Genomic DNA, 26740 nt, shown 5'->3' with positions numbered 1-26740 from the left:
TAAAGGCGTAGATTAGTGTCAAATATTTCGCTAATTGTTGGTTTGGGCAATCCTGGTTCAGAATATGCCCAAACCCGCCATAATGCAGGTTTCTGGTTCGTCGAACAGCTTGCAGATAAATATGGCATTACATTAAAAAATGATCCAAAATTTCACGGAATCAGTGGTCGTGGTAATATAGAAGGGCATGATGTTCGCTTACTTCTACCTATGACTTATATGAATCGTTCCGGACAAAGTGTTGTTCCTTTCTCAAAGTTCTATCAAATTGCTCCTGAAGCAATTCTGATTGCTCATGATGAACTTGATATGAACCCTGGTGTAATTCGCCTCAAAACAGGCGGTGGACACGGCGGTCATAACGGTTTACGTGATATTGTCCCGCATATTGGCCCAAATTTTCATCGTTTACGTATTGGTATTGGACATCCTGACTCAAAAGAAAGAGTTTCTGGACATGTGCTCGGGAAAGCACCAAGTAGTGAACAAAGCCTGATGGATGGAGCAATTGATCATGCTCTCTCTAAAGTAAAGTTACTTGTTCAAGGGCAAGTACCACAGGCCATGAATCAAATTAATGCGTATAAACCAGCTTAAATTGTTGAACAATCAAGCTTGCTATCTTGCTTTTTTAGGAGCAAAATGCGCATCAGCCACCTAGCCGGCGGCAAAGGCGAAAGATTTCACCATAAGATCTTCATCTTAGATCTACTCAGGAGACGCTAGCCATGCTATCTCGTTTATTAAAATGCAAAATTCACCGTGCAGTTGTAACCCATGCTGAACTTCACTATGAAGGTTCTTGTGCAATTGATGGCGTATTGATGGACTTAGCTGGTATTCGTGAATACGAAGAAATCCACGTTTGGAACGTAACTAATGGCAAGCGCTTCACAACTTACGCAATTCGTGGTGAAGATAACTCTGGCATTATTTCAGTAAATGGCGGCGCTGCTCACCAAGCAGATGTGGGCGATTTAGTTATTATTGCTACTTTTGGTGATTTCACAGAAGCTGAAGCAAATGCCCATAAACCACGCTTGGTATATGCAAACCCAGATAACACAGTTAATCACACAGCGAACTGTATTCCGGTGCAAGTTGCCTAATTAAAGATTTAAAAATAATAAAAAGCCCGTAAATACGGGCTTTTTTATAAGACTTTATAAACTTCTGGCAGTTCCCTTCCACCAGCTCTGTTGCTGCTTACAATTTAGAGGCTGTAGCTCTTCTCCACGTAAATCAAATAAAATCGCCTCTCCTTTTGCATTTACCTTAAATTCAGCATATTTCGCTTTCTCATAGCAATGAGCTAAGCCTTCGGCGAATAAGAAACTTCGAGAAGCTGGGTACAAAGATTGATAGTGATTGTCTGGATTTTTTAAAATTAAATTCTGCTCATTAGATAAAGATTTAGGGTCTAAAACCGTACGGATCACTCGATTTCGTGAATCTAAAATAACTTTTGCTGGAACAGAAGCATGATTAAAAATCACCTGATCTAAAGCTTCACTTTCACTTCCTGTCAAAGCTTTGAGAGATTGTAAATTTAATTCATAAGCCAGCGCCATGTAGTCTCCTTGTAGAATAGAACGGGGATCAACTGGTTTCAGCTTAATAAAAATACTTTTACTCTGATGCAAGTGCCATTCATTTTTCATGACTAAACCTGCAAAAAATAATACAGTGACTACTGCAAGCATAAGAGAGAAATGCTTTTTCATTACTTTCCCCCCTTAATACAATTAATTTTAGCTTCTTTCATAAGTAGCCCATATAGAGCCAGCAATATAATGCCTGACACCAAGATTGAGGCACTTTTAGCTAAAAAACTTAATTGTAAACTGTAATAAAGTTGCCAAAGCACAAAGGCAAATACTATGAGCGTAACACCGTAAACAATGCGATCTTTATTTTTTAAAGCCCATGTCAAAATAACAAATAAGATGAATACTTCAAAATAACCGAGTGCAATAAGTAATATACCAAAAACTAAAAAGGCAAAAAAAGTTATACCGTGAAGTTGCCGATAGAGAAAGAAAAAACTAAAGCATAATAACCATACGCACGGCAATGCATAAAGGAACCATAGTGACTGATCAGCCGAATCAACAAGTGCTAATCCTATAAAGGTATCAAAAAATGAACTCACCAAAATTACAACGAGCGTACATAAAAAGATACTTCGCTTATACGATACGACCGCTTTACTTCCTATCAGTAGTACCGAGCTAAAAACCAAATAGTTAAGTAAGACTAAATTTAAATAAGTCTGAGTAGAGTTTAAGGACCATAATGAATGATCCATTTGTAGTAGATAGATTACTGCTATACCATAAGTTGCAAGCATTTGAATTAAAATAAAGAACCAGTGAGGCTTAAGAAAATAACTAATACATAAAATAAAGATCTGGGCAATCAATACCCATAAAATTTGATCTGTTTCAGAACCAAGATGGAATAAAAAAGCAGTCTGTCCACTCACAAATAAACAATATGCAAACTGCCGGATGAAATAACTTTGCGATTTTGTTAGTAAAGTTATAGCTACAGCAACAAAGATGATTCCAATAATTAAGGAAATAGTCTCCCAAAACACCAAAGTAAATGCTGCAAGCGCTAGACCAGCAAGCCAAGCACCAATTGCCAAAGGAATGATATAAAAACGGCTTTGACGGAAAATCTTGATTAAGAAATAACTAATGAGTGTAAACCAAGTAAAAATAATCCCCGCGATCAATAAAAAGATGAACTCATTAGAATCTTTAAATAGTTGATTAATACCATCCACAAGCCATATGGTAGCCGTCACACCAAGAACAGCAGCCATTAAACTGGCACACAACTGATCATCTTTAGTAAAAAAATAATAAAAAGCGATGATTCCTAGAAAAAAAGCCGAGATCAGATAAGGTAAATTTTCACTTGATAGGAATTGAATCATTCCTGTTATTGAAATAACAGCAAACCAAGCAATAAAAATAAAACGTAAAGCCGTATATTTCTTTTGACAGATCCAAAACTGCACAAGACTTAATAGATTTAGAGCAAAAAGATAAAGATAGGGAAATTTTTCTGCCCAGAAAGTCTGTTTAAAAAATAAAAATAGGGTGAGTTGGCTTGTAATACAAATTAAAGCAAAGATTCCAATATTTGGTCGATATAGCCACGGCAATAAAAGCAAAGTCCAAATCAAGAAAAGTAAATAACTGTCTGCACCAGTTTGATAAACTTGCCCAATTACAGCCAAACTCAAACCGACCATTAAGCCGCAGATGCCATGTAAAGTTTGCCTTACTCCCTCACTTAAAGTCTTTTTGATACTCACCCAAGCTATCATAAGTAATATAACAGGTGGAATAATGAGTTGAATGCTATCTGGAAGCATCAACCAATTAGCAGCAATTAAGTACAGAATACTGAGCGCCATAAATACATAACTGAAAATATGGAGATGCTGAATAAATAAAGTATTCCTAAAAGGATAATAATCTCTTATCTGCATGAAACACCTGTTTTATTTATAATTTTCTAGAAAAAACATAACATTCACTTTTAAGCTCAACAAGTAAGCTCTTGTTAAAAAGCCTATTTCAATTTATGAAAATACTTATTCATAAAGAGACTTAGCATTCTACAAAAGCATCTAGCCAATTTTGCCAAGCGCGCTATAATAAAACCCATCGCTTCAGGGCGGGGTGTAATTCCCCACCGGTGGTAAAGTTAATTTTTATTGTTAAATTAACAAGCCCACGAGCTTAAATTATGTAATTTGAGCAGATTTGGTGAAACTCCAAAGCCGACGGTATAGTCCGGATGAAAGAAGACGACGAACTGGAATAAATCCATTTTATTTCAGTGCCAGCCTGTTTTTGCATCAGTCCTGAAATGTTCAACCGTATTCTTACGAGAGCGTTTCATTATGTCTAGTTTAATTCAACCAGAACTTTTTTTCTCAGCCCTCTCTCCTGCTGAGCAACGCATTCAACAAGCATTAGAAGATATCCGTCAAGGCAAACCTGTCTTGGTGATGGATGACTTCGATCGTGAAAATGAAGCAGATTTAATTGTTGCAGCAGAAACCCTAACTGTTGAGACCATGGCACGTATGATTCGTGATGGCTCAGGTATTGTATGTTTATGCCTTACTGAAGAGTTAGCTGATCATCTTGAACTTCCACCAATGGTTTCTCAAAACTCAAGTCAGTTTCATACTGCATTTACAGTGACTATTGAAGCTGCTCAAGGCGTTACCACTGGCGTTTCTGCTAAAGACCGTGTAACCACAATTAAAACTGCTATTAAAGATGGTGCTGTTGCAAGTGATCTTAACCGTCCAGGCCATGTTTTCCCATTACGCGCACGTAATGGTGGCGTGCTTACCCGTCGAGGTCATACGGAGGGGACTATTGATCTAGCAAGATTAGCTGGTTTAAAACCTGCTGGAGTATTATGTGAATTAACCAATCCGGATGGGACAATGGCATCAGGAATTCAAGTTTTAGCATATGCTCAAACTCATCATTTAACCGTGATTACAATTGAAGAGCTTGTACAATATCGTCAACAACACGGTATTTAAAAATAAATAAAAAGGTTTGACTTGTTCACTTGCAGGTCAAACCTCTAAGTTATAATTCTTGAAATTTAAGAAACTTTCTTTTGTGCGGCCTGTTCTTCAACATAATCTAAAAGTTCAGAAAATTTTGTAATCTTTGCTTTAGGTTGTGCTTGAGTAAGTTCTTCTGGTGTCCCATAACCATAAGACACCGCTACCGCTTCAATACCATTATGACGGGCGCCTAAAACATCATATTGACGATCACCCACCATCAAGCATTCTTCTGGGTTTAATTGCTCACGTTCAAGAATATAATGGATAAGCTCAGCTTTATTGGTCCGCTCACCCGTTAATTCACTACCGTAAATTTGTACAAAATATTGGCTTAATTCAAAATGATCTAAAATTCGTTTTGCATAAATCGTTGGTTTAGCAGTAGCAACGAACAACCGATACCCTTCTGCTTTTAAGGCCTTAAGTGTTTCCGCAACAGATGGATATACTTCATTTTCAAATAAACCAATCACCGAGAAACGCTCACGGTAAGCAAGTAAAGCTTGCTCAGCTAGTGCATCATCTTGAGTAGCTAATAATTTTGCTAATGACGCTTTTAAAGGTGGGCCAATCGTCCAATCAATATTTAAATTGGCAGCTAATGGATAACCTAACTTATCCATTGCATAACGAATTGATGTATGGATACCAACTTTAGGGTCTGTTAAGGTTCCATCTAAATCAATCAAAATATGTTTTATAGCCATTCAATCACTAACCCAGTAAAGTATTTAATTCAATTGGTCGAGAGTTTAATTAAACTCTCTTATACTAACGTAAATTTAAATTGAAAAGGAAATAACCGTGCGTCCAACCGTACTTTGTTTCTCGGGTTTAGACCCTTCAGGTGGTGCAGGTTTACAAGCCGATATTGAAGCGATTGGACAAAGTGGTGCACATGCAGCAATTGCATGTACAGCCCTCACCATTCAGAATTCTCAACAAGTATTTGGCTTTGAAGCAACCTCAAAAGAACTATTATTAGCCCAAGCAAATGCTGTTGTAGGCGATTTACCCATTAAATGTGTTAAGTCTGGCATGCTAGGCACTACTGATAATATTGCGGCTCTAGCCGAATTTTTACGTGCTCATCCTGACTATCAATATGTACTTGATCCTGTTTTAGTTGCAAACAGTGGCGGTTCATTAGGAGACCAAGCAACTTTAGTTAAAGCATTTGTGGAGCTTATTCCTCTAGCGACACTCATTACTCCAAATACAGTTGAATTGCGCGCTTTAACAGGCGTTACCGATTTAGATCAAGCAACCCAAAAGTTATTTGAAATGGGTGCCAAGGCCGTATTGGTGAAAGGTGGACACGAAGATACACCTAACTTTATTAAAAATAGTTTATATATTGATGGCGAGCTTGCAGCAAGTAGTACATGTCCGCGCCTTGAAGGTGAATATCATGGCTCAGGTTGTTCATTAGCGAGTTTTATTGCAGGTCGTTTAGCTCTAGGTGACTCTTTAAAAATTGCAGTTCAACATGCAGAAACATGGTTATTTGGTGTGTTAAAAAATGCTGAAACACCTGTACCCAATGGACAAAAGATTCCAAAACGGTTTTAACCAATAAATAAAAAAGGCGCTTTAAGCGCCTTTTTTATATTCCTATTATTGAGGAATACGTAAAACTTGTCCTGGAAAAATCTCATCTGGATCTTTCAGCATTGGTTTATTCGCTTCAAAGATTTTTTGATATTGATTGGCATCACCATAAAATTCTTTTGCAATCTTTGAAAGATTATCACCAGATTTCACTGTATAAAATTTGCTTTCTGGCTCAGGAGTTGCAACAGTCATCTGGTCATCTACTTGTGCCACATGATCTACATTACCCACAATAAGAATGATTTTTTCTTTATCTGCTTGGCTTTGGACTTGCCCTTTAATAATAGCAGTGTCAGTTGAGCCATTATATGTTACAGATAAGCCTTCCACCCCAAGGCCTAAGCTTTTAATCAATCCCAATAATTTATTCGCAATTTCTTGTGCAGAAGGTTCTGCTGGTGTTGCTGGAGCTGCTTGTGGTTCTGCTGGCGCGGTATTTTTCTTACCAATACCTTTTACAAAATCAAAAAGACCCATTTTTTAGTCCTCATATTATTGTTTATAGTAAAGTCATTAAACTGACCCTTATTGTTATACTTGAAAAAAGAGATGCCTCTGCTATCAATTGAGGTTGATCTTGTAAAAATATGTATCTCTATCAACTATCTTACCCGTATAAAAAAAGCCACCTTACGGTGGCCTTCTTTTTTAATCAGCAATATGCGAATTAACCAAGTTTTTTAGTTACATAGTCAATTGCAGATTGAACTGTAGTGATTTCGTTTGAATCTTCATCAGGGATAGTGATGTCGAAGTCATTTTCGAAAGACATAACAAGTTCAACTAAATCTAAAGAGTCAGCACCCAAGTCATCCATGAAAGATGCTTCGTTTTTAATCTCTTCAGCTTTAAGACCAAGTTGTTCTGCAACCGCTTGTTTAACGCGTTGTTCGATATCGCTCACAGGAATTCTCCTCATTGCTTGTGGCGTTTGATTTGCCACTAGTTTAATTGAATATAAAAATTTTTAAAAGTTTATACATCGGCGTTAGGCCATGTATAAACCACCATTTACATGTAATACCGTACCGGTAATGTAACCTGCTTTATCACTTGCAAGGAAACTCACCGCATTTGCGATATCTTGTGGCTCGCCTAAGCGATTTAAAGCCACTTGATCACTCATTTTTTTGCGAATGTCTTCACTAAGTGCATCTGTCATTTCTGTTGCAATAAAACCTGGTGCCACACTGTTTACAGTGATTTGGCGGCTACCCATCTCTTTTGCAAGACTACGGCTAAATGCTTCAATACCTGCTTTAGCAGCAGAATAATTCGCTTGGCCTGGGTTTGCAAAGTGAGCTACAACAGAACTGATATTAATAATTCGACCAAAACGTGCTTTCGTCATACCCTTAAGCACACGTTTAGATAAACGATAAACGGCTTTAAGGTGGATATTGAGGATGTCATCCCAATCATCTTCCGACATACGAAGCAACAAATTGTCTTTCGTAATACCTGCATTGTTAACGAGAACAAGTACAGGACCATAGTTCTGTTCAATATGAGACACGACTGCTTCAATCTCATCGAGATTACGCACATCGAGAGCCAAACCTGCACCTTGTTCACCAAAGCTATCAGTTAGCTTTTGTGCACCAGATTCAGAAGTCGCAGTACCTACGACAAAATAACCGTCTTGAATAAGTTGCTGGGCAATTGCAGCGCCAATGCCCCGACTCGCGCCCGTTACTAATGCAACTTTGCGTTCTTGTGTCATGCAATTTTTCCTTCTGCCACTAAAACAGCATTTAGGGCATCTTCCATTTTGCTCTTACTATCAATAGAAAAAGCTTTTTCAATATTTGGTAAACGCTTTGCGAGATTACTCAATACTGTACCTGGACCACACTCAACAATGTACTGAATACCTTGGTCTTGTAGAGACTGCATGGTACGTGTCCATTGTACAGACTGGTACAATTGTGCTGTTAAAGCCTGACGTAATTGAGCAACATCGGTAGCAATTTCCGCGTTGTCATTTTGTATTACAGGAATGGTAGGTAGCTCAATGGCAGTTTGTTCCAAAGCTTCTGCAAATTTTTCTGCTGCCGGCTTCATCAATGAACAATGTGATGGAACAGAAACCGGTAAAGCAATTGCTTTAGCAGATTGTTCTTTTGCCAATGCCATAACTTGCTGTACAGATGCAGTACTACCAGCAATCACAACTTGACCTTGTGAATTATAGTTTGCTGCTTCAACTGAACCTTGGCCTGATGCAGACACGCTTTGGCACAATTCAACTACTTTATCATCAGCTAAACCAAGAATAGCAGCCATAGCGCCTTCCCCTTGAGGAACAGCATTTTGCATGAGTTTTCCACGCAAATTAACTAACTTAACTGCATCCGCCAAACTCATTGAACCTGCTGCAACTAAAGCGCTGTATTCACCTAAAGAGTGACCTGCAAGGTATTTAGGGGCTAAACCACCTAAATCTAACCATAAACGCCATAAAGCAATACTGGCAGTTAATAATACAGGCTGGGTATTTTCTGTTTGGTCTAAACCTTCACCACTTTGTGCAATGTGCCAAAGATCAAATCCTAGCGCGTCTGAAGCTTCGGCAAAAGTTTGCCCAACTCCACTAAACTGTTCTGCGAGTTCAGCGAGCATACCAACTTTTTGTGAACCTTGACCTGGAAACACAAATGCAGTTTTTGTGGCTAAAGCTACTTGTTCAAGACGTTTAGCAGACATAAGAAATCCTTTTTGGGTTTTCACTCATTTCTCTGGAGCGGAAATTTAACATTTAATTTGTATATTTATAATTGCGAAAAACAACAAAAAAAGGGAGCTTTCGCTCCCATTTTTTCTATACTTAAGCATCACGCTTAATGCATATCATGCAATTATTCAGCATCAGCTGCTTTAGCGAATAATTGGCGACCACGGTAGAAACCGTCTTTAGTCACGTGGTGACGACGATGAGTTTCACCAGTTGCTTGGTCTACTGTTAATGCATTCTCGGTTAAAGCGTCATGTGAACGGCGCATGTCACGGCGAGAGCGACTTTTACGGTTTTGCTGAACGGCCATGATGGCTCCTTACAAAGATCGAAAAAATGGATCAGAACAAATTCAGTTGTCTTATCCCATAATCATAACACAAATTATGAGTTAAGTTTACCCTTCAAACCTGCCAAAACATCAAACGGATTATCCCGTTTCTCTTCGACAACGTTCTGAATGGTAGGTTGATGTTTATGTTCACAAGCATCATGCTTGGGAGATAAAGGCATCAACAATAACAGTTCATCTTCTAGTAATGCGAGTAAGTTGATCGAGGCAGGTGTATCAAAATCACCTTTTGTCGAAGACTCACTTTCACCTAAAACGATGAAATCAGCATCCTCATCCAAGCGCTCTATCAGTGACTCATCATCTACAAGTGCAATATGAAAGTCAGAAACAATTGGCATTTCAACAGGTTCCAAACAACGTTGGCACTCCATTGGAACTTTTGTTTCCATGTGACCATCTAACCACACAATGCGATGATAGGCATCCATTGATAGCTTACAGTCTATGTTGATCAATTGGTTATCAATTGACCCAACAGCTTCACGAGCAATACGAGCAAAGCGAGACAATGGCAGTTGACCTGACCATGTAAAGCCTTGTTCAGCCCATTTAAACGGCTCAATCTGTGCCGGAAAGGTATTTGCTGACATAATTAAGGCGGCAATTCTACAAATTCATCGGTACTCTGTCAAAGATTAAGATACAATTTTGTACTTCTTTAGACAGAACTCGGGGTAAATTAAGCAATGCACCTGTTGCAGCCGCAACCTGAAGTTAACACTTCATTACTCGTTTGCACCCATTCAACCCACCAGAACCCTCTTTTACCTGACGTGGTGCAACTCTCACCATGGCCAAGCTCAAAATTAGAGTCTGAGCAAGTTGATTGGCTTATTTTACACTTTAATCACTGGTTTTCCCACCATAATGTGACATTAGTTCGTGGAGAATTTGAACCAGAATATTTCCCGGCGAACGATCATGAGCCAGCGAAAATTCAATTTGCTCATGGTTTTTTCAATAGTGCTCTTCACGAAATTAGCCATTGGACGATTGCAGGTGCAAAACGTCGCCTATTACCCGATTTAGGTTATTGGTATGCGCCAGATGGCAGAACTAAAGAACAGCAAGATTTATTTGAACAAGTAGAAATCAAACCTCAAGCTATTGAATGGTTATTTGCACAGTCTTTTGGCAGAAAATTCAGAGTCTCGCTAGATAACCTTACGGGCGATGGTGGAGATGGCAGAAAGTTTAAAGATAATGTTTATGCCCAAGTTCAACGTTACTTTTCTGGTGAAGCAAAGCTGCCTGCCGATGCAGCAAGATTCATTGAATGTATTTGCCAATGTACGCGAGCAGGTGCAGCATTACAATTAAATGAATTTAAACGTGAACTCCTTGATTAAATGACAAAAAAACTACGTAAGTTACTTGCTTCACAAGTTTGAAAGGTCTAATACTATTTTTAATAATGGCGTGATGGAGTCTCTAAAATATGCTGCATTTACATGTACATCCTGAAAATCCACAGCAACGCCTCATTGAGCAAGCGGTTGAGCGTATTCGTGCCGGAGACGTTGTGGTCTACCCTACCGATGCTGCCTATGCAATCGGATGCCAGATTGGTAATAAAAATGCGATGGAACGGATTGCCCAGATTCGTGGTTTAGGTCCTAAACATCAATATGCAATTATGTGTTGCGATTTATCAGATATCGCGACTTATGCCAAAGTTGATAATGCGACGTACCGTTTATTAAAGGCAAATACACCAGCAATCACCACTTTTATTTTATCGGCAACCAGTGAAGTTCCACGTAGGTTAATGCACCCTAAAAAGAAAACGATTGGTCTACGTATTCCGAGTAATCCAATTTGTCAGGCTTTATTAAAAGAGCTCGGTGAACCTTTACTCACCAGTACATTAATTTTACCGGGGCAAGAAGATCCACTAGATGATCCTTACGATATTGAAAATCAATTAGCTAAGCGTATTGATGTCTTTATTGATGGTGGTTTTGGTACTTTAACAACCACGAGTATTGTTGATTTATCAGGTGAACATCCTGAAATTATTCGTTGTGGTGTCGGTGATGTAAGTGCTTTTGAATAAGCACTTACTTTTCATTTTTTACCAATAGTTTAAAAAAAAGCATTATCAAGAAAAAAAATACTCTTTATTTAGTTTGGATTTTTTTTACACTTTAGCCGTTAAGCAATTTATTAAAAGTCACAATTCCTTTAGAATGCTTCTCACTATCTGCTGTTCTTCTGCTACAGCTCTTATTGACTTGAAAAACAAGTCTCATGCTTTTGAAAATTCGCGTGGCTTATAATCGTAATGAACCAATCACTTCATCAATCCATGGAAGACGTTCCACACATCCGTGTTTTAGATGAGTGGCACGATACGATTCCTGAGGATCTTTATATTCCTCCAGCTGCCTTTGAGATTTTGCTCGAACAGTTTGAAGGACCACTCGACTTTTTAATTTATCTGATTCAAAAAAACGGTTTTGATCTCATCCAGCTTGATATTGCTCCTATTGCAACTCAATATTTGGCTTATATGGATAGTATGAAATCCTTAAACATTGAGCTGACTGCCGACTATATGGTCATGGCTGCTTTATTGGCTGATTTGAAATCTCGCTTACTTTTACCTAAGCCTACTGTCGTAAGCATCGAAAAAGATCCTAAACAGGATCTTATTGATCGACTCGAAACTTATTTACGCATTAAACAAGCCGCTGAACGTTTAGGCCAAATGCCAGTTCTTGACCGTGATACATTCAGTGCCAATGTAAGCTTAGGTCATATTGCACCTGTTTATGAAGGTTATGATGTTTCAGCATTACACGATGCTTTGTTCTGTGTATTTAACCGTCCGGAACCTGTAACACACACAATTGCGCAAGAGCCTGTACTGTTAGAAGAACGTATTGCTTATATTGAAGAGAAATTAGAGTCAGGCGACGTGTTAAGTTTTAAAGAATTACTTAATCCCCAACAAGGCCGTATGGGAATGGTTGTAACTTTTATGGCTGTTTTAGAATTGACCCGACAACAAAAGATTAAGATTATTGCTACAGGAGTTGAAGCTCCACTAGCTATTCAAGGGTCTTCAATATGAGCAGTTTTGAACAAAATAATAATGATTTGTCATTAGCCGATATTCATCATGAAGTTTTATTACAGCTTGAAGCCATTATTTTTGCGAGTGAAGCGCCTGTCTCAATTGCCCGTTTAAAAGAAGCATTTAATAATCAATATAACAAACAACAGCTTCGTCAGCTTTTACAACAGCTTGCCCTTTTACAACATGGCCGTTCCATTGAGTTGATTGAAACTGCGCAGGGCTTTCGTTTTCAGGTAAGATCCAAATATCGCAATATCATTGCGCAGATTTGGCCAGAGCGACCAACAAAACTGTCGCCATCATTACTAGAAACGTTGGCTGTCATTGCGTATCATCAACCGGTCACACGTGCTGATATTGAACAAATTCGTGGTGTATCTAATAATAGTCAGATTCTCAGAACGCTATTTGACTGGAACTGGATTAAAGAAGCCGGTTTTAGAGATTTACCCGGAAGACCTGCGTTGCTAATTACAACGCCTCAATTTCTGAATGCTTTTGGTCTAGCCTCTCTAGGCCAATTGCCTCCCCTGCAGAACGCCAAGGAAGCATTTATGGCTCTCGATGCAAATGCACCGAAGTCATAAAGAGGTGGACTGTTGATCATTATGTCTAAGGTTGTGCTGTCATGAGTGAAAAATTGCAAAAAGTATTAGCGCGAATCGGATTAGGTTCTCGCCGATATATGGAAGAGGTTATTGCCGCAGGACGCGTGAGTGTGAACGGCCGCGTTGCCCAAGTTGGCGAGCGCATTGAACCAGGCGATGAATTACGCATTGATGGCCGTAAAGTTCAGTTCCAGATCGAAGATGAAATTCGTCGTCGTGTACTGATTTATTATAAACCAGAGGGTGAAATCTGTTCACGTAATGACCCTGAAAAGCGTCCAACCGTATTTGATCATTTACCACAAATTGCAAATGACCGTTGGGTAATGGTAGGCCGTCTAGATATTAACAGTACAGGTTTATTACTTTTTACAAACGATGGCGAGCTTGCTAACCGCTTAATGCATCCATCTAATGAAATTGAACGTGAATACGCTGTACGTGTAATGGGTGAAGTAACACCTCAATTACGTCAAAACATGGTCAATGGTGTAGAGCTTGAAGATGGCCCTGCCAAATTTGAATCTTTCTCTGAAATTGGTGGTGAAGGTATTAACCGCTGGTATCAAGTTGTAGTGAAAGAAGGCCGTAACCGTGAAGTACGCCGTATTTTTGAATCACAAGGCCTTAAAGTAAGCCGCTTATTGCGTACTCGCTACGGTACTGTCATTTTACCACGCGAATTACGGACTGGTCGCTGGATGGAACTCGACAAAACTGACATCGATAACTTGGCAAAATCTGTTGAGTTAAAACCACGTCAAGGTACAGGCTTATTTGGTATGGCAAAACGTCGCACCGAACGTATGACAGAAAAGCCAATGGCAGCACGCCGTGGTGGTTACTTACGTCAGCAACGTCGTGATGATGAAAAAGAAGCGCCAGCTAACACAGGCAATCAGCGCAAATCGACTGGTTTTAACCGTGGATTTAAAAAGTTCTAAGTAAAGTTTTTAAATCAAAAAACCGCTCTAAATTGAGCGGTTTTTTTATGGCCTACTTTTTTAATTAATTCATTTTTGCTAGTTCAATCCATTCAGCTTCAGGGAAATGAATCGCTATATAATCCTTCAAATAATTTGAAGTATCTTGAGAGATTAATGGATCTTTTGATTCATCTTTTAGATTGTAAACCAAAGCTTTTAATTTCAGACCACGTGACTTAAGTGCCTCGAGACTAAGCAATGTATGGTTAATACTCCCCAAACGACCAGACGTCACCAAAATAACAGGAAACTGATGCTGAGCAACGTAATCAATAGTAAGTAAACTGGTGGTTAAGGGTACCATTAAGCCACCTGCACCTTCTAACAATACAATTTCAAAACGCTCAGCCAATGTTTGAGTCGCATTCTCAATTTTTTGAAAATCGATCTCTCGGTTATCAAGACGCGTTGCTAAATGAGGTGAAGCAGGATAACTAAAGATTTCCGGCATAGTCAGCTTGTCATGATCTTCCTGAAACCAACCTTGCCCCATAATTTCACGATGCTTCTGGATATCCTCAGAGATATCAGCATTACCTGTTTGAATAAGTTTTTGGGTAATCACTTTTTTACCCTGCTCAGTCCATAATTTTGCTAAAAAACCTGTTGCGTAGGTTTTACCAATTTCGGTATCAATCCCACTCACAAAATAGATCTGGCCACTCATTTACTTCATTCTCCGGGCAATACAATAAATCGGGTGATATGTTAGGGAGTACCCCTCGGTGTGCTTAAACCGGTCATAATCTTGATAAAACTGCTGTAAAGATTGCTTAGTCCAACGATGCTGAGCAGTTGCCGTTACACCTGTTGCTTTTAAATGCTGCAACACAGCTTTAGGCGAATCGAAATAAAGCTGAGTTTCTGACTGTGCCAAATGCAAAATCTCAAAACCAGCCTGAGTTAAGGCACTATTCCAATTTTCAAGATTCCAATAATTTAAACCTTGTCCGGTTAGCTCTTTAATTTCAATGAGGTTTTTAGGACCAAATGTTGAAAAGCATAGCCAGCCTTGCTCATTTAAAGCAGCATCGCAATGTTGAAGTAACCGTGGTAAATCTTGCATCCATTGCAAAGCTGAACCGGAAACAATCATATCGAGCTGCTGAGGGAGTTCTAAGGTTTCAACGTCTCCAATTAACCATTTCACATGTTCTTCATGATTAAAGTGCTGTTGCACCTCTGCATACAAATCATTTAAAACTAAATCTTCAATTTGAAAAGATTCAACAAGCAGACGAGTTAAATTGCCAGAACCACAACCAATTTCAAAGACACGTGACATCGTGCTTGGACAAAATTGCTTTAGTAAGTTCGTTAAGTTTTGGCAAATTTGTTTTTGGACAATTGCATGCTTTGAATAGCTTTGCCCTGCTTTAGCAAAACGTTGGGCAACCAAATTTTTATTCAAACTCACAGGAAACTCACCAAGGCTTCAAGTTCATGTTGCTCAACCATTGATGTTAAGGAAATGCGCAAACGCGAACTATTTTTAGGTACTGTTGGTGGACGTACAGGCATGGCATAAAAACCGCTTTCCTGAACCTGTTTCGCCTTATCGATAGCAGCCTGACTCTCTCCCACAATCACTGGAATAATATGGCTGGTCGATGGACTCACATACCCCTTTTGCACCACTGCTTGTTGAAGATATTGGCTAATATTTTTTAAATGTTCACGTTGAGATTGAGCCATTAATACTTTTTTAAAAATAAAATTTGCCCATGCCATAACAATCGGAGGTTGTGCGGTACTAAAAATAAGCGGACGCATTTTATTAATGAGATAATCTTTAATAATTGGATGGCAAATAATATAACCACCGACTGCGGCTAGCGCTTTACCCAAGGTACCAACTAGAAAATCAATTTCCTGAATTACATTATATTGTTCGGCACACCCTAAACCTTGCTGTCCACGTACGCCAATTGAATGCGCTTCATCGACATATAACATGGTTTTAGCAAAGCGTTTTTTAAGCTGGACTAAAGCGGTTAAATCTGTTTCATCGCCATCCATACTAAAAATACTTTCCGTGACCACAATGATTCGTTCAATCTGGTCATCATCATGATACTTTTGTAGAAGTTGCTCTAAATGCTGAAAATCATTATGTCGATAGCGCACATACTGGGCACCAGACAAACGAATCCCATCAATCATACTGGCATGAACTAACTTATCTGCCAGAATTAAAGTTTTACTATCAGCAACAGCGGGCAAAATACCAATATTCATATGGTAGCCACTATTGAATAATAGAGCCGCCCGACCACCAAATGCTTGGCTTAGGCTATTTTCCAACTGTTCATATTCATCAAAATTGCCCGTTAATAAACGTGAAGATGAAGAACTAAAATAGCTGCGTTCTAATGGATAGCAATCTAAAAATTCTTGGCGAAGATCAATATCAGCTGCCAACCCAAGATAGTCATTTGAAGCTAAGTTGAGCATCGTTTTATTTTGAATCGTAATAAAACGGCCATGCTGCACATTTTGGGTAAATTGTCTGAAATTACCTTGTCGTTTTAACTCATCTAACTCTGTAGCAAAATGATCGAGCAATGACATCTTAATGTGCCCCCTGCATCGTTTTAACTACTTCAACCAACTGTTCGAGCAAGCCACTTAACTCTTGTTGAGTGATGACATAAGGCGGCATGACATAAACTAATTTTCCAAAAGGACGAATCCAGATTCCACGCTCTACAAATTGTTGCTGTAAAGTTTTCATATCGACATTAAAGGTGAGTTCCACTACACCAATTGCACCGAGCACTCGTACATCAGCAACATAATCAAGCTGATTTAAAGGCATTAAATATTGGCTAAGCTGTTGCTCAATTCGCTTAATATTGGCCTGCCAATCTTGCTCAATTAATAATTGCGTACTTTTTAAAGCAACGGCACAAGCGAGCGGATTGGCCATAAAAGTTGGGCCGTGCATAAATACCCCAGCCTCACCGCGACTAATGGTTTCTGCTACATGCTTTGTCGTTAAGGTCGCAGACAAAGTCATATAACCGCCTGTTAACCCTTTACCTAGGCACATAATATCTGGCTCAACTTGTGCATGTTCCCAAGCGAAAAGCTTACCTGTACGACCAAAACCAGTGGCAATTTCATCAAAAATTAATAACAGATGATATTTTTCACAAAGTGCTTTAGCCTGACGTAAATATTCAGGATGATAAAAGCGCATGCCCCCTGCACCTTGGACAATCGGCTCAATAATCAGTGCAGCAAGGTTTTCATGATTTTGCTGAATAGCTTGCTCTAGCTCGGCAATATCTTCTTGGTTCCACTCTTCATGAAATTTGGTTTGCGGTGCTGCTACAAAAAGACGGTTCGGTAAGCTGGTACCAAAAATCTGATGCATGCCTGTCACTGGATCACAAACAGACATCGCATTCCATGTATCACCGTGATAACCAGAACGTGTAGTAATAAAATTTGTTTTTTGTGGCTGGCCTTGTGCCGTCCAGAATTGCACAGCCATTTTCAAAGCAACTTCAACGGCAACCGAACCTGAGTCTGCATAAAAAATTTTATCGAGACTCGGCGGTGTAATTTTTAAAAGAATTTTGCCAAGTTCAATAGCAGGATCATGAGTTAAACCGCCAAACATGATATGAGACATATTTTGTAGTTGGTCGGTCACTGCCTGATTAAGTTCAGGGTGGTTATAGCCATGAATTGCACACCACCAAGATGACATACCATCAATTAAAGTTCTACCATCATCAAATTCAATCGTTGCCCCATAGGCACGCTTCACTTTAAATGTGGGTAAAGGTTGGGTCATTGAAGTATATGGATGCCAAATATGTTCCAAATCAAAATTATCGGTCATCCTCTATACCCTTTTACAGCAATCAAATCTTTCATTTAGCACATGTTAAACCTGTTAAGAATGAAAGAAAATTGCGAGATCAATCAAAGCTTATGAACTTTGCTGATGAATTGTTAAAAATTGGCAGATTTCTTCAATTGTTCTTTCTACCTGTAAGTAGGGAAAAGCATGTGTAGCATCTTTTATTAGCTTATAACTCATGTTTTCTGTCGCTATATCTTTAAAATTTTCCATAATCTTGCAAGGAATGACATTATCCTGTTCAGCAAACAGGTGAAGCTGTCGTCCTGGATAGGTTTTCAAGTTATCTACCAAATTTAGCTGCTCAAGCATTTGCAAACCTTCTAACAACAGTTTATTTGAGGGCGGATTTGCTATGTTTTGTACACTAAGCCAATCTTGTTTTGCCTGAGATGAGCCAAGTGTAATTAAATAATAAAAACGTTTTAAAGTAGCTTGGGGATTCTGTAAAAAGGATGCTTTAAATTGACTAAATACATCAGCAGGCATAGCAGTATGCCACGAGGTATTAGCCACAAAACAAGGATTAGAGGCAAGCGTAATTAACGTTTTAGTTTGGCCCGTTTGTTTATAAAAAAAGTCAATCAGGTATGTTGCTAACTGTCCACCTAAAGACCAACCTACAACCACATCAATATCAGTTAAAAAATCAAGCTGCTCGTGAAAGCCACCATCTAAAACATTAAAAATATTAATAAGTTGCGTGTCACACCCAGCTTTCGTTAAACCTAATTTTAACGATTGCAAAGGTTCTATTCCTACTCCCCAACCTGTAATCAATAAAATTTTATTTTGTAACTTCATATGCACGCTCAAAGACAAATTTATGGAAATTATATATTAATATCAATTTAAAATATCTTTTAAAATCAATATAAAAATTGAATTCAAAAAAGTAAAATCAACTATTTATAGCTGTTAAATATTCTGAAATATATTGATAAATAAGGCCTAAAATATTTATATGAAATATACAAAAATTTAATTATCTAAACATTGAAGCAAATCAAAAAACAACATAATCCACACTTCACCCATAAATCCATTATGCAATGTAATTAATGTTAATACTTATGTTTTTTTATTAAAAAAAATGACTCATCAATTCATTTTAATGTTAGAAGATTAAATATTGATCAAAAAATATGGGCAGGCAAATATGAACAATCAAAGTATAATATCTGATGGGAGAGAAAAAGATACATATTTTGTTACACCCAATGATATTATAAATACCTTACCTACAGATAAAAATTATTGTTTATTTCTGGATATTGATGGAACATTAGCTCCATTTCAAATTCATCCTGAGCATAGTTTTATTCCAAATACTACCTTAGAAGTTATAAAAAAAATTATTGAATTAAATATACCTGTGATTGCTGTAACAGGACGTGATGTTGAAACAGCGGGTAAACTACTTCAGTCTATTGAATTACCTATAGCGGGCTTACATGGTTTAGATATTTATTTTGATTCTGATACTTATATTCGCCCAGATTTAAGCGATATTAATTTTCAAAAATTAAAAGAAGATATTATAAATTCTTGTGAAAAATATCCCGATTTATTAATTGAGGATAAAGGACATTCTATTGCTTTACATTATCGAAAAAACCCGGAATTAGAAAATAATGCAATTTATATTATGCAACAGATTAAATATTTTTATCCTCAATTAAAATTAAATAGAGGAAAATTTGTCGTTGAATTATTACCTAAGCAGGCAGATAAAGGTAAAGCAATACAAACAATATTAAATCATCTTAATTTACCGTTAACCCACCCTATATTTATAGGAGATGATTTAACGGATGAATCAGGTTTCATTTTTATTAATCAACAGTTTGGCACTTCAATTAAAGTAGGTTCTGGTGAAACAGAGGCTCAATATAGATTAAAAGATATTAATAGTGTGTCTAATTTTCTTTTTTTCTTCCTAGAAAAAATAAAAAAGTTATACGTCAAAAATAGTCAAGATCAGAATGGAGAACAAATATGTCTAAATTAATCGTGTTATCGAATCGAATTAGTATGCCATCGGGTAAGGCTTCAGCAGGTGGCCTTGCAGTAGCTGTACAAGACGCATTAAATGATAGTAACGGCATTTGGTTAGGCTGGAATGGTCAGCAAATTACCGATACTGAAGCGCCTGAATTTGATCAGGCATATTCTCATGGGATCGACTACATTACCTGCCCTCTTACACATCAGCAATATGCACAGTACTACTGTGGTTTTGCCAATAAAGTATTATGGCCTGCCATGCATGATCGGGATGACCTGATCGAATATAATGCAGAAGAATATAATACCTACCAAAAGGTCAATCGTTTATTTGCTGAAAAATTACAACAGATTGCTCAGCCTGATGATCTGATTTGGGTGCATGACTATCACTTTTTCAGCGTAGCTCGTCATTGCCGTGAATTAGGTATGCAAAATAAAATCGGTTTCTTTTTGCATATTCCTTTCGCAAGCTTAAATATCTGGCGCAAGATCCCAGTTGCACTACAGTTGGTCCAAGATCTTTGCCAATATGATGTGATTGGTTTACAAACTCAAACCGATCAGAACACCTGTATGCAAACTTGTATGGGCTTACTTGAAGCTCAAAAAATACTAAGCGACAGAATCAGTTATAAGAAACGTCAAATCTTGATTAAGTCCTATCCTATCGGTGTTCAGCCAGAGCTTATTCAGCGCCAAGCACAACAGGCCTTTCATACACCATACGTATTTAACTTTGAAGATATACCACGTCAAAAAACAATTATTGGGGTTGACCGGATTGATTATTCAAAAGGTTTACTTGAACGTTTCAATGCATTTGCAACTTTCCTTGAAACTAATCCTGAATATCATGGATTGGTACGTCACCTTCAAGTTGCAACGCCTTCACGTACAGATATTCCAGCCTATCAACGCTTATACCAACGCTTTAAGGCCAAATTAGAACTGATTAATGAAGAATTTGCTCATGAAGATTGGCGACCTATCGACTGTTGCTTCGACACAGTTCAACATGACAGCTTGATACATATTTATCGTCGTTCTGACATTTGCTGGATTAGCTCATTACGTGATGGTATGAATTTGGTCGCAAAAGAATATATTGCGGCTCAAGATCCAGAGAACCCAGGTGTGCTGATTTTATCTAAATATGCCGGTGCTGCTGAACAAATGACTCAAGCATTGATTGTTGATCCATTAGATAGAGCAGCCATGATGGATTCTTTAAAAACGGCTCTAGAGATGTCAAAAGCTGAACGTATTAATCGTTATGAACAGTTAATAGAAGGTTTAGCAGCTACTGACCTGAGCGATTGGCGAAATAATTTCTTGAAGGATTTAGAAAATTCTCCGACATTCACAAAGTCTAAGTTGTCCTTACAAGAAAAGTATCAACCCACTTACCATGTCTTATAATAATTTAAGCTTATGGAACATCGAGGATGTTTTACTCGATGTTCCGCGGTTGATAAGCAAGCTTAGATTACTTTGCCTTCACAAGAGTAAAGCGATTGAGTATAGCAATCATGGTTAATAAAACCGCCACTCCTGATAAGACAGTGGTTAGGCTAGTCCACTGGCCAATCAAACCAATTAAGGCCGGGCCACTTAATGAACCTGTATAAGCAATCGTTGACACTAAAGACAATGCCGCTGCTTTAGGCATATCATTTTGGCGTCCAACACGAGAGAACATGACTGGTACAATATTAGAACAGCCTAAACCTAAAAGTGCATAACCCAATACGACAACTTGCCAAACAGGTGCCATCACAATAGTGACCATAGCAAGAGCAGCAACAATTGCACTATAAGTCACAATAGTTTTCTCACCCCACTGTTTTAACAAGATATGCCCTGCAAAACGACCACTTGTCATACTAAGCGCGAAGAAAGTATAAGCCAGCCCAGCAAAGGCAGGATTAAGCTGGTATTTACTGGTTAAATAAATACCACCCCAGTCCATTGCCGCACCTTCTGACAAAAAGGCAATGAAACACATCATCCCAATCAAAAGGATCGTACCATTCGGACGTGAAGATTTTTTAGGCGCGTCAGTTATTTCCGCAGCACCTTGTTCATCTTGCTCAAATGTTGTTAAGGCAGATGGAATGGCAACAAAGCTCACCACCAATAAAACCATGACTACAGACAATGTGCTCATGAGTGGTGAAAGGCCAATTGCTAATAGTGCAGTGACAAGCATGGCACCGATTAAACCGCCAAGGCTACACATACCATGAAAACTAGACATGAGCGCACGTAAGCTGTGCTTTTCCACCACAACTGCTTGTAAATTGATAGCAACGCCAAGACTACCTGCTGCCGTACCAAAAATGAATAACGCTACAGCCATCGATACAAGACTATGCCAGATCGTTAAACTTGGTAGCAATACCATCAAGAGTATGGTCGCCACAGCAATTAATGGACGACATCCCCAACGCTTAACTAAAGCCCCTGTCGCAGGCATAGCAATCATTGAGCCGATTCCCATACAAAGCAGCAATAAACCAAAATTTGCGTGATTTAGGTTTAAACGTTGCTGAGCATACGGAATAAGTGGTGCCCATGCAGATATCGCAAAGCCCAAGCTAAAAAAGCTAAGACGAGTTGCTAATCGTTGTGTACTTAAGAGAGTAGCTGTATCTAAAACAGCAGGTTTGGAAAATAACATATACGCGAAGCTCACCATAAAACCATTGGCGATCCATACCAACCGATTCCCCATAGAAAAACCCTTGCCTCATTAAATTTCTAGGCAAGGGTTTTTGTTGGCGAAATTATATCCAATTCCACAAAAAAAACATGGGGTCTGATACAAATTTTCTGACTTTTTTGTAACTGCCAAAGCCTTATGTAGTAAGGCTTTGAATATATTCAATTTGGCAGAATTAACATTTAAATGGTGACTTCATTTTATTAAAATGAGCCAATAAAAAACCCAGCCTAAGCTGGGTTTTTCAAGTCATTAAATTTGAGACTGGATATAATTTTGTAGGCCAATCAGCTCAATTAAACGCAACTGTTTTTCAAGCCAATAAGTATGGTCTTCTTCAGTATCTGATAATTGTTGACGTAACATGTCACGACTGATGTAGTCGCCTTTTTCTTCACAAAGTTTAATACCTGTCGCTAATTTTTCACGCACATGATATTCAAGTGCTAAATCGGCTTTTAAGCAAGATACAACGTCTGTACCAACATTGATATCTTCACGATGCATGTTTGGTTTGGCACCTAAAAATAATACACGACGAATAATCGCATCGGCATGAGAAGCTTCTTCTTGCATCTCATGGTCAATACGTTCATAAATCTTGTTTAAGCCCCAATCTTCATACATACGAGAATGGATTAAATATTGATCACGGGCAGCCAACTCTCCGCCAATGAGCATATTTAAATAGTCTATGACTTCTGGATTGCCACGCATAATAAATCTCCTATCGTATGAGTCTATTATGGGCAAACTTAAAAATGATTGCAAAACAAAAAATAGTTAAGTTTATGATTTTTATCAAATTAAAATGAGAAACATACGCATTTGCAGTTTAAGTTATTTAAATTTCCTTTGCAAAAAGAAACGCTTGTCCGATTTATAAGCTCAGACAAGCGTTCAAATATGGCAAAAACCATCAATTTATAAATTTGTAACTAAAATCAATGGTTCTTATTTCGCTAACCTTTTAGCTCAAAGTTTGCCCATAGCCTGCCATGAGTGATAAGAAATCTGTTTCATTCATGACAGGAATACCTAACTTTGCAGCTTTTTCTAATTTTGAACCCGCCTTCTCCCCAGCAACTACACATTTTGTTTTGCTAGAAACACTCCCACTTACTCGTGCACCTAATGCTTGTAGCATTTGAGTGGCCTGATCACGAGTCATTTGCTCTAATGTACCTGTAAGTACCCAGCTTTCACCATTTAAAGGTTGTCGCGTTGGTGCTGTTGGCGCATCCCAATGAATTCCTGCGGCAATTAAACGATCGAGTACTTCAATGTTATGCGGTGCCAAGAAAAAGTCAGCAATCCACTCTGCTGTAATATCCCCTACATCTGGGGTTTTCTTTAAAGCTTCTACATTCGCAGCTTTAAGTGCCTCTAGCGTCTGAAATGTATTTGCTAACATTCTAGCCGTTGTTTCACCTACTCCACGAATACCTAATGCATAAATAAAACGTGCTAGAGTTGTTTTCTTACTTGCTTCAATCGCATCTATTAGGTTCTGTACTGACTTTTCTCCCATTTTTTCGATGCCCAAGAGAGTTTCTCTGTGCTCATGCAAATGGTAAATATCAGCAACATCTTTAAGTAAATCGAGACGTAATAAAGATTCTACCCAACGATCTCCCAAACCCTCGATATCCATCGCTTTACGCGATACAAAGTGACGAATGGCTTCAATACGCTGTGCAGCACAATATAAACCGCCTGAACAACGTGCAAGAGCCTCACCTTCTGGCATCACTACAGGCGAAGCACATACTGGGCACGACTCTGGTAAATGAACAACTTCTGCTTCAGCAGGACGGAACTCCGGCCAAACTTTTTCTACTTTAGGAATTACATCACCCGTACGATATACACTTACCGTATCGCCAACACGTACATCTAGACGATGAATTTCCCCAATATTATGCAACGTTACGTTAGAAACAGTCACACCACCCACAAAAACAGGGTTTAAGCGTGCTACAGGGGTCAAAGTCCCTGTACGCCCTACTTGCCAGTCAATCTGCTCAACTGTAGTTAATGCAGCTTGTGCCGGGAATTTATAAGCAGTTGCCCAGCGTGGTTCACGACTTAAGAAACCAAGCTGCTGTTGCTGTTTTAGGTCATCAACCTTCACCACCATGCCATCAATTTCAACTTGCAAGTTTGGACGCTCTTGTTGAATTTGCTCATAGCGCTGCTGTACTTCTTGAATTGAATTACACAAGTACTGACGCTCAGCAATTTGGAACCCAAGTTCCGTTAACCATTGCAAGCTATCATGCATGGTTGTCAAGCCATGATTCGGTTCACACTGTGCAATCCCATACGCATAAAATGCTAAAGGTCGAGCAGCAGCAATATTTGGATCAAGTTGTCTTAAACTTCCTGCGGCTGCATTTCGAGGGTTAGCGAAGGTTTTTTCTCCCTTTGCTTCTTGGTCAGCATTGAGTTTTTCAAAACCAGACTTTGGCATCAATACTTCACCACGTACTTCAAGTAGACGAGGTATTTCATATTTTTCTGAATGCAGAACTTTAGGTAAGTTACGAATGGTTTTAACGTTTTGAGTAATGTCTTCACCCGTTTCGCCATCCCCACGGGTTACACCGCGAACAAGTACACCATTTTCATACCATAGTGAAATCGCAAGGCCATCGAGTTTTAACTCAACTTCATATTGTACTTTCTGGTTCGGAAGTCGCTCTTCTACACGGCGTGCAAATGCAAATAAATCTTCTTGGTTAAATACATTACCAAGTGAAAGCATTGGCACCACATGCGTCACACTCTCAAATTTTGAAAGCGCTTGACCACCTACTTTCATTGTTGGTGAGTCGGCTTGTACAAGTTCCGGATATTGTTCTTCTAAAGCTTTTAACTGATGAAATAAATGATCATATTCACTGTCCGAGATTGTCGGCTGATCCATGACATAGTAGGCATGGTTATGCTTTGCAATCAGTTGAATAAGCTGACGCATCTGTTCGATCACGGAAGTTATTGCCATTATTTTATTCACCATAAAAAAGGGTGGAAATTTCTCCACCCTGAGCTGCGACTAGATATATTGCAATTATCGCAACCTATACCAAAAATTTAAACTAGGCGGTTGCCTGTGCTGGACGATAATCAATCACATGATGGCGCCAATGTTCTTTTAACTGTGGCGTAAATTCAAGGTTATTTTCATCATAAACCTTACCATCAATTTCACGAGCAATAAGGCCTGCAATACTGGTCATCATGTCAAAACCGGTAACAGCTTTGCTGTTTGGAAGTGCAAGGAAAAATGCTAAACCTTGAACTTGCTCAGTCGATAAAGTTTCTAAATCGAAACCAGCAGGACCATTATCAGTCATACGCAATACAGAGAACATCAATGCACTCGGCTCATCGGTATTTTCATAGCGGTGGAAACAAGACATTTCACCGTAACGTAGACCATATTTTAAAAGCACTTTCAGTGCTTTATCACCCGATAACGCACGGCGCGGATTTGGATATACATTTAATGCGATAATCTGCTCAGCCATTGCTAACGCACTTTCGTCATCAAAACGCTGCTGCTCATGTAAATGTACATCAAGAATGTTGCTTTCACCTTCAAACTCAGCAATTTCAGCAGTTTCGATATTTGGATTTAAGCTTAATTCCGGCTCAGTTTTCGGTTGCCCTTCTGCAACTTTTGGTTCTGATGAGCTAACAACTTCTGGTTCAGCAGAAACGGTATCAACTAACTCAACTGAACTATTTTCACTTACAGTTGGGCTAACAGTATTTTCTTCAGCTTTAACTTCTTCTACTTCTACTGGCGTATTTTCAACGGGTACTTGTGTCTGGACTGTTTGAGCTTGTGAAGCCTGTTCTAGTTCTTTTGTTCCCTTTTCTTCTGACTGTGCTGGCTCGCTTAAAGTTGGTTCCACTCGTTCAGCAACGGCTGCTGACGCAACAGTAACTTCTGGCTGTTCAAGTTGATCTCGTACATGACGAGGGATAACCGGTTGATTACTTTCAGGATTAATATGCAAATCACTGTCTAGCGAGGGTTCAGCATGGTTCGGCTTTTTTAAAATCATTCTTAAGCCAATTAGCATGATAATAATGGCAACAACGATGCCAATAATCGTATTGATTTCCATT

At 38.7% G+C, this 26740-nt stretch carries 29 protein-coding genes and 1 riboswitch; of the genes, 11 read left to right on the top strand and 18 right to left on the bottom strand.

Annotated elements, in window-relative coordinates:
* Nucleotides 1-15 precede the first annotated feature (15 nt).
* Together pth and panD are read left to right on the top strand one after the other, a co-directional pair.
* Complete coding sequence (pth, locus tag EGS71_RS17295; protein WP_002009592.1) at nt 16-597, top strand: aminoacyl-tRNA hydrolase; 582 nt, start codon at nt 16-18, stop codon at nt 595-597.
* A gap of 131 nt (nt 598-728) precedes the next feature.
* Entirely contained in the window at nt 729-1109 is a 381-nt protein-coding gene (gene panD / locus EGS71_RS17290) for an aspartate 1-decarboxylase (RefSeq protein WP_000952664.1), read from the top strand.
* Nucleotides 1110-1163: 54 nt separating this feature from the next.
* Here panD and EGS71_RS17285 read toward each other — a convergent pair whose 3' ends face one another.
* Entirely contained in the window at nt 1164-1724 is a 561-nt protein-coding gene (locus EGS71_RS17285) for a GDYXXLXY domain-containing protein (RefSeq protein WP_000716108.1), read from the bottom strand.
* Nucleotides 1724-3505 carry a DUF2157 domain-containing protein gene (locus EGS71_RS17280; RefSeq protein ID WP_002009411.1) on the bottom strand — a complete coding sequence of 594 codons (1782 nt, stop codon included), beginning with the start codon at nt 3503-3505 and terminating at the stop codon, nt 1724-1726. The genes EGS71_RS17285 and EGS71_RS17280 overlap by 1 nt, the downstream gene beginning before the upstream one ends.
* Nucleotides 3506-3681: 176 nt before the next feature.
* Nucleotides 3682-3832, top strand: a riboswitch (FMN riboswitch).
* Nucleotides 3833-3922: 90 nt separating this feature from the next.
* Here EGS71_RS17280 and ribB point away from each other — a divergent pair.
* Complete coding sequence (gene ribB / locus EGS71_RS17275; RefSeq protein WP_000096537.1) at nt 3923-4582, top strand: 3,4-dihydroxy-2-butanone-4-phosphate synthase; 660 nt, start codon at nt 3923-3925, stop codon at nt 4580-4582.
* Nucleotides 4583-4647: 65 nt separating this feature from the next.
* Here ribB and EGS71_RS17270 read toward each other — a convergent pair whose 3' ends face one another.
* Entirely contained in the window at nt 4648-5322 is a 675-nt protein-coding gene (locus tag EGS71_RS17270) for an HAD-IA family hydrolase (protein WP_000985178.1), read from the bottom strand.
* A 97-nt stretch (nt 5323-5419) separates the two neighbouring features.
* Between EGS71_RS17270 and EGS71_RS17265 the strand changes: the two genes are divergently transcribed.
* Complete coding sequence (locus EGS71_RS17265; protein WP_001247943.1) at nt 5420-6187, top strand: hydroxymethylpyrimidine/phosphomethylpyrimidine kinase; 768 nt, start codon at nt 5420-5422, stop codon at nt 6185-6187.
* Between the two features lie 45 nt (nt 6188-6232).
* Here EGS71_RS17265 and lysM read toward each other — a convergent pair whose 3' ends face one another.
* From lysM to EGS71_RS17235, 6 genes are all read right to left on the bottom strand, one after another.
* Nucleotides 6233-6706 (bottom strand): peptidoglycan-binding protein LysM, encoded by a 474-nt coding sequence (gene lysM / locus EGS71_RS17260; protein WP_000522216.1) that lies wholly within the window; start codon nt 6704-6706, stop codon nt 6233-6235.
* 190 nt (nt 6707-6896) lie between these two features.
* Nucleotides 6897-7133, bottom strand: coding sequence for an acyl carrier protein (gene acpP / locus EGS71_RS17255; RefSeq protein WP_001279871.1), 237 nt, complete (start codon nt 7131-7133; stop codon nt 6897-6899).
* Between the two features lie 84 nt (nt 7134-7217).
* Nucleotides 7218-7952: a 3-oxoacyl-ACP reductase FabG gene (gene fabG / locus EGS71_RS17250; RefSeq protein WP_000191300.1), complete on the bottom strand. Its 735-nt coding sequence runs from the start codon at nt 7950-7952 to the stop codon at nt 7218-7220.
* Complete coding sequence (gene fabD, locus EGS71_RS17245; RefSeq protein ID WP_002009440.1) at nt 7949-8935, bottom strand: ACP S-malonyltransferase; 987 nt, start codon at nt 8933-8935, stop codon at nt 7949-7951. The genes fabG and fabD overlap by 4 nt, the downstream gene beginning before the upstream one ends.
* A gap of 152 nt (nt 8936-9087) precedes the next feature.
* Nucleotides 9088-9273, bottom strand: coding sequence for a 50S ribosomal protein L32 (gene rpmF / locus EGS71_RS17240; RefSeq protein ID WP_000290730.1), 186 nt, complete (start codon nt 9271-9273; stop codon nt 9088-9090).
* Between the two features lie 74 nt (nt 9274-9347).
* Nucleotides 9348-9908 (bottom strand): YceD family protein, encoded by a 561-nt coding sequence (locus EGS71_RS17235; protein ID WP_001275712.1) that lies wholly within the window; start codon nt 9906-9908, stop codon nt 9348-9350.
* Between the two features lie 96 nt (nt 9909-10004).
* On the opposite strand from EGS71_RS17235, the gene EGS71_RS17230 reads away from it, so the two are divergent.
* The 5 genes from EGS71_RS17230 (at nt 10005) to rluB (ending at nt 13952) form a co-directional block, all read left to right on the top strand.
* Nucleotides 10005-10667: an elongation factor P hydroxylase gene (locus EGS71_RS17230; RefSeq protein WP_000550438.1), complete on the top strand. Its 663-nt coding sequence runs from the start codon at nt 10005-10007 to the stop codon at nt 10665-10667.
* An 89-nt stretch (nt 10668-10756) separates the two neighbouring features.
* Nucleotides 10757-11374 carry an L-threonylcarbamoyladenylate synthase gene (locus EGS71_RS17225; RefSeq protein ID WP_000902823.1) on the top strand — a complete coding sequence of 206 codons (618 nt, stop codon included), beginning with the start codon at nt 10757-10759 and terminating at the stop codon, nt 11372-11374.
* A 228-nt stretch (nt 11375-11602) separates the two neighbouring features.
* Nucleotides 11603-12394 carry a segregation and condensation protein A gene (locus tag EGS71_RS17220; RefSeq protein ID WP_001076479.1) on the top strand — a complete coding sequence of 264 codons (792 nt, stop codon included), beginning with the start codon at nt 11603-11605 and terminating at the stop codon, nt 12392-12394.
* Nucleotides 12391-12987, top strand: coding sequence for an SMC-Scp complex subunit ScpB (gene scpB / locus EGS71_RS17215; RefSeq protein WP_000093856.1), 597 nt, complete (start codon nt 12391-12393; stop codon nt 12985-12987). Before EGS71_RS17220 ends, scpB begins: the two co-directional genes overlap by 4 nt.
* A 41-nt stretch (nt 12988-13028) precedes the next feature.
* Nucleotides 13029-13952, top strand: a complete 924-nt coding sequence (rluB, locus tag EGS71_RS17210; protein ID WP_001291249.1) for a 23S rRNA pseudouridine(2605) synthase RluB — start codon at nt 13029-13031, stop codon at nt 13950-13952.
* A gap of 64 nt (nt 13953-14016) precedes the next feature.
* On the opposite strand, the gene bioD is transcribed toward rluB, so the two are convergent.
* The 5 genes from bioD to EGS71_RS17185 form a co-directional block, all read right to left on the bottom strand.
* Nucleotides 14017-14661 carry a dethiobiotin synthase gene (gene bioD, locus EGS71_RS17205; RefSeq protein ID WP_000016597.1) on the bottom strand — a complete coding sequence of 215 codons (645 nt, stop codon included), beginning with the start codon at nt 14659-14661 and terminating at the stop codon, nt 14017-14019.
* Nucleotides 14662-15411 carry a malonyl-ACP O-methyltransferase BioC gene (gene bioC, locus EGS71_RS17200; protein WP_000055881.1) on the bottom strand — a complete coding sequence of 250 codons (750 nt, stop codon included), beginning with the start codon at nt 15409-15411 and terminating at the stop codon, nt 14662-14664.
* Nucleotides 15408-16565 carry an 8-amino-7-oxononanoate synthase gene (locus EGS71_RS17195; RefSeq protein WP_000054319.1) on the bottom strand — a complete coding sequence of 386 codons (1158 nt, stop codon included), beginning with the start codon at nt 16563-16565 and terminating at the stop codon, nt 15408-15410. Before EGS71_RS17195 ends, bioC begins: the two co-directional genes overlap by 4 nt.
* Nucleotide 16566: 1 nt before the next feature.
* A complete protein-coding gene (gene bioA / locus EGS71_RS17190; RefSeq protein WP_000131424.1) occupies nt 16567-17847 on the bottom strand; it encodes an adenosylmethionine--8-amino-7-oxononanoate transaminase in 1281 nt (426 codons plus the stop codon).
* Nucleotides 17848-17937: 90 nt separating this feature from the next.
* On the bottom strand, nt 17938-18672 hold the full coding sequence (locus EGS71_RS17185; RefSeq protein WP_000776133.1) for a hydrolase: 735 nt from the start codon (nt 18670-18672) through the stop codon (nt 17938-17940).
* 355 nt (nt 18673-19027) lie between these two features.
* Between EGS71_RS17185 and otsB the strand changes: the two genes are divergently transcribed.
* Nucleotides 19028-19879, top strand: a complete 852-nt coding sequence (otsB, locus tag EGS71_RS17180) for a trehalose-phosphatase (RefSeq protein ID WP_001064767.1) — start codon at nt 19028-19030, stop codon at nt 19877-19879.
* Complete coding sequence (locus EGS71_RS17175) at nt 19867-21297, top strand: alpha,alpha-trehalose-phosphate synthase (UDP-forming) (RefSeq protein WP_000040102.1); 1431 nt, start codon at nt 19867-19869, stop codon at nt 21295-21297. The genes otsB and EGS71_RS17175 overlap by 13 nt, the downstream gene beginning before the upstream one ends.
* Nucleotides 21298-21364: 67 nt before the next feature.
* On the opposite strand, the gene EGS71_RS17170 is transcribed toward EGS71_RS17175, so the two are convergent.
* The 4 genes from EGS71_RS17170 to EGS71_RS17155 form a co-directional block, all read right to left on the bottom strand.
* The gene (locus tag EGS71_RS17170) at nt 21365-22558 is read right to left on the bottom strand and encodes an MFS transporter (protein WP_001992131.1); all 1194 of its coding nucleotides are present in this window, start codon (nt 22556-22558) and stop codon (nt 21365-21367) included.
* A gap of 294 nt (nt 22559-22852) precedes the next feature.
* On the bottom strand, nt 22853-23317 hold the full coding sequence (gene ftn / locus EGS71_RS17165; protein WP_001214863.1) for a heteropolymeric bacterioferritin subunit Ftn: 465 nt from the start codon (nt 23315-23317) through the stop codon (nt 22853-22855).
* Between the two features lie 253 nt (nt 23318-23570).
* Complete coding sequence (gene ligA / locus EGS71_RS17160) at nt 23571-25607, bottom strand: NAD-dependent DNA ligase LigA (RefSeq protein WP_001018838.1); 2037 nt, start codon at nt 25605-25607, stop codon at nt 23571-23573.
* A gap of 94 nt (nt 25608-25701) precedes the next feature.
* Nucleotides 25702-26739, bottom strand: coding sequence for a cell division protein ZipA C-terminal FtsZ-binding domain-containing protein (locus tag EGS71_RS17155; protein WP_000405211.1), 1038 nt, complete (start codon nt 26737-26739; stop codon nt 25702-25704).
* Nucleotide 26740 lies beyond the last annotated feature (1 nt).

The organism is Acinetobacter sp. FDAARGOS_559 (assembly GCF_003940475.1).
GTDB classification, from domain to species: Bacteria; Pseudomonadota; Gammaproteobacteria; order Pseudomonadales; family Moraxellaceae; genus Acinetobacter; species Acinetobacter baumannii.
The sequence above is the reverse complement of the archived record's forward strand: the minus strand, read 5'-3'. Positions and strand labels throughout refer to the sequence as shown.

Excerpts from the sequence above, each read along its gene's own strand:
- bioD (WP_000016597.1), bottom strand. The coding sequence starts at position 14,661 with ATGAGTGGCCAGATCTATTTTGTGAGTGGGATTGATACCGAAATTGGT.
- lysM (WP_000522216.1), bottom strand. The coding sequence starts at position 6,706 with ATGGGTCTTTTTGATTTTGTAAAAGGTATTGGTAAGAAAAATACCGCG.
- fabG (WP_000191300.1), bottom strand. The coding sequence starts at position 7,952 with ATGACACAAGAACGCAAAGTTGCATTAGTAACGGGCGCGAGTCGGGGC.
- EGS71_RS17185 (WP_000776133.1), bottom strand. The coding sequence starts at position 18,672 with ATGAAGTTACAAAATAAAATTTTATTGATTACAGGTTGGGGAGTAGGA.
- ribB (WP_000096537.1), top strand. The coding sequence starts at position 3,923 with ATGTCTAGTTTAATTCAACCAGAACTTTTTTTCTCAGCCCTCTCTCCT.
- panD (WP_000952664.1), top strand. The coding sequence starts at position 729 with ATGCTATCTCGTTTATTAAAATGCAAAATTCACCGTGCAGTTGTAACC.
- EGS71_RS17220 (WP_001076479.1), top strand. The coding sequence starts at position 11,603 with ATGAACCAATCACTTCATCAATCCATGGAAGACGTTCCACACATCCGT.
- EGS71_RS17230 (WP_000550438.1), top strand. The coding sequence starts at position 10,005 with ATGCACCTGTTGCAGCCGCAACCTGAAGTTAACACTTCATTACTCGTT.
- EGS71_RS17195 (WP_000054319.1), bottom strand. The coding sequence starts at position 16,565 with ATGTCATTGCTCGATCATTTTGCTACAGAGTTAGATGAGTTAAAACGA.
- fabD (WP_002009440.1), bottom strand. The coding sequence starts at position 8,935 with ATGTCTGCTAAACGTCTTGAACAAGTAGCTTTAGCCACAAAAACTGCA.
- rluB (WP_001291249.1), top strand. The coding sequence starts at position 13,029 with ATGAGTGAAAAATTGCAAAAAGTATTAGCGCGAATCGGATTAGGTTCT.
- ftn (WP_001214863.1), bottom strand. The coding sequence starts at position 23,317 with ATGCGTGGCAATCCAGAAGTCATAGACTATTTAAATATGCTCATTGGC.
- EGS71_RS17155 (WP_000405211.1), bottom strand. The coding sequence starts at position 26,739 with ATGGAAATCAATACGATTATTGGCATCGTTGTTGCCATTATTATCATG.
- EGS71_RS17270 (WP_000985178.1), bottom strand. The coding sequence starts at position 5,322 with ATGGCTATAAAACATATTTTGATTGATTTAGATGGAACCTTAACAGAC.
- EGS71_RS17280 (WP_002009411.1), bottom strand. The coding sequence starts at position 3,505 with ATGCAGATAAGAGATTATTATCCTTTTAGGAATACTTTATTTATTCAG.
- EGS71_RS17235 (WP_001275712.1), bottom strand. The coding sequence starts at position 9,908 with ATGTCAGCAAATACCTTTCCGGCACAGATTGAGCCGTTTAAATGGGCT.
- EGS71_RS17170 (WP_001992131.1), bottom strand. The coding sequence starts at position 22,558 with ATGTTATTTTCCAAACCTGCTGTTTTAGATACAGCTACTCTCTTAAGT.
- rpmF (WP_000290730.1), bottom strand. The coding sequence starts at position 9,273 with ATGGCCGTTCAGCAAAACCGTAAAAGTCGCTCTCGCCGTGACATGCGC.
- ligA (WP_001018838.1), bottom strand. The coding sequence starts at position 25,607 with ATGGCAATAACTTCCGTGATCGAACAGATGCGTCAGCTTATTCAACTG.
- otsB (WP_001064767.1), top strand. The coding sequence starts at position 19,028 with ATGAACAATCAAAGTATAATATCTGATGGGAGAGAAAAAGATACATAT.
- bioA (WP_000131424.1), bottom strand. The coding sequence starts at position 17,847 with ATGACCGATAATTTTGATTTGGAACATATTTGGCATCCATATACTTCA.
- EGS71_RS17175 (WP_000040102.1), top strand. The coding sequence starts at position 19,867 with ATGTCTAAATTAATCGTGTTATCGAATCGAATTAGTATGCCATCGGGT.
- EGS71_RS17225 (WP_000902823.1), top strand. The coding sequence starts at position 10,757 with ATGCTGCATTTACATGTACATCCTGAAAATCCACAGCAACGCCTCATT.
- scpB (WP_000093856.1), top strand. The coding sequence starts at position 12,391 with ATGAGCAGTTTTGAACAAAATAATAATGATTTGTCATTAGCCGATATT.
- EGS71_RS17285 (WP_000716108.1), bottom strand. The coding sequence starts at position 1,724 with ATGAAAAAGCATTTCTCTCTTATGCTTGCAGTAGTCACTGTATTATTT.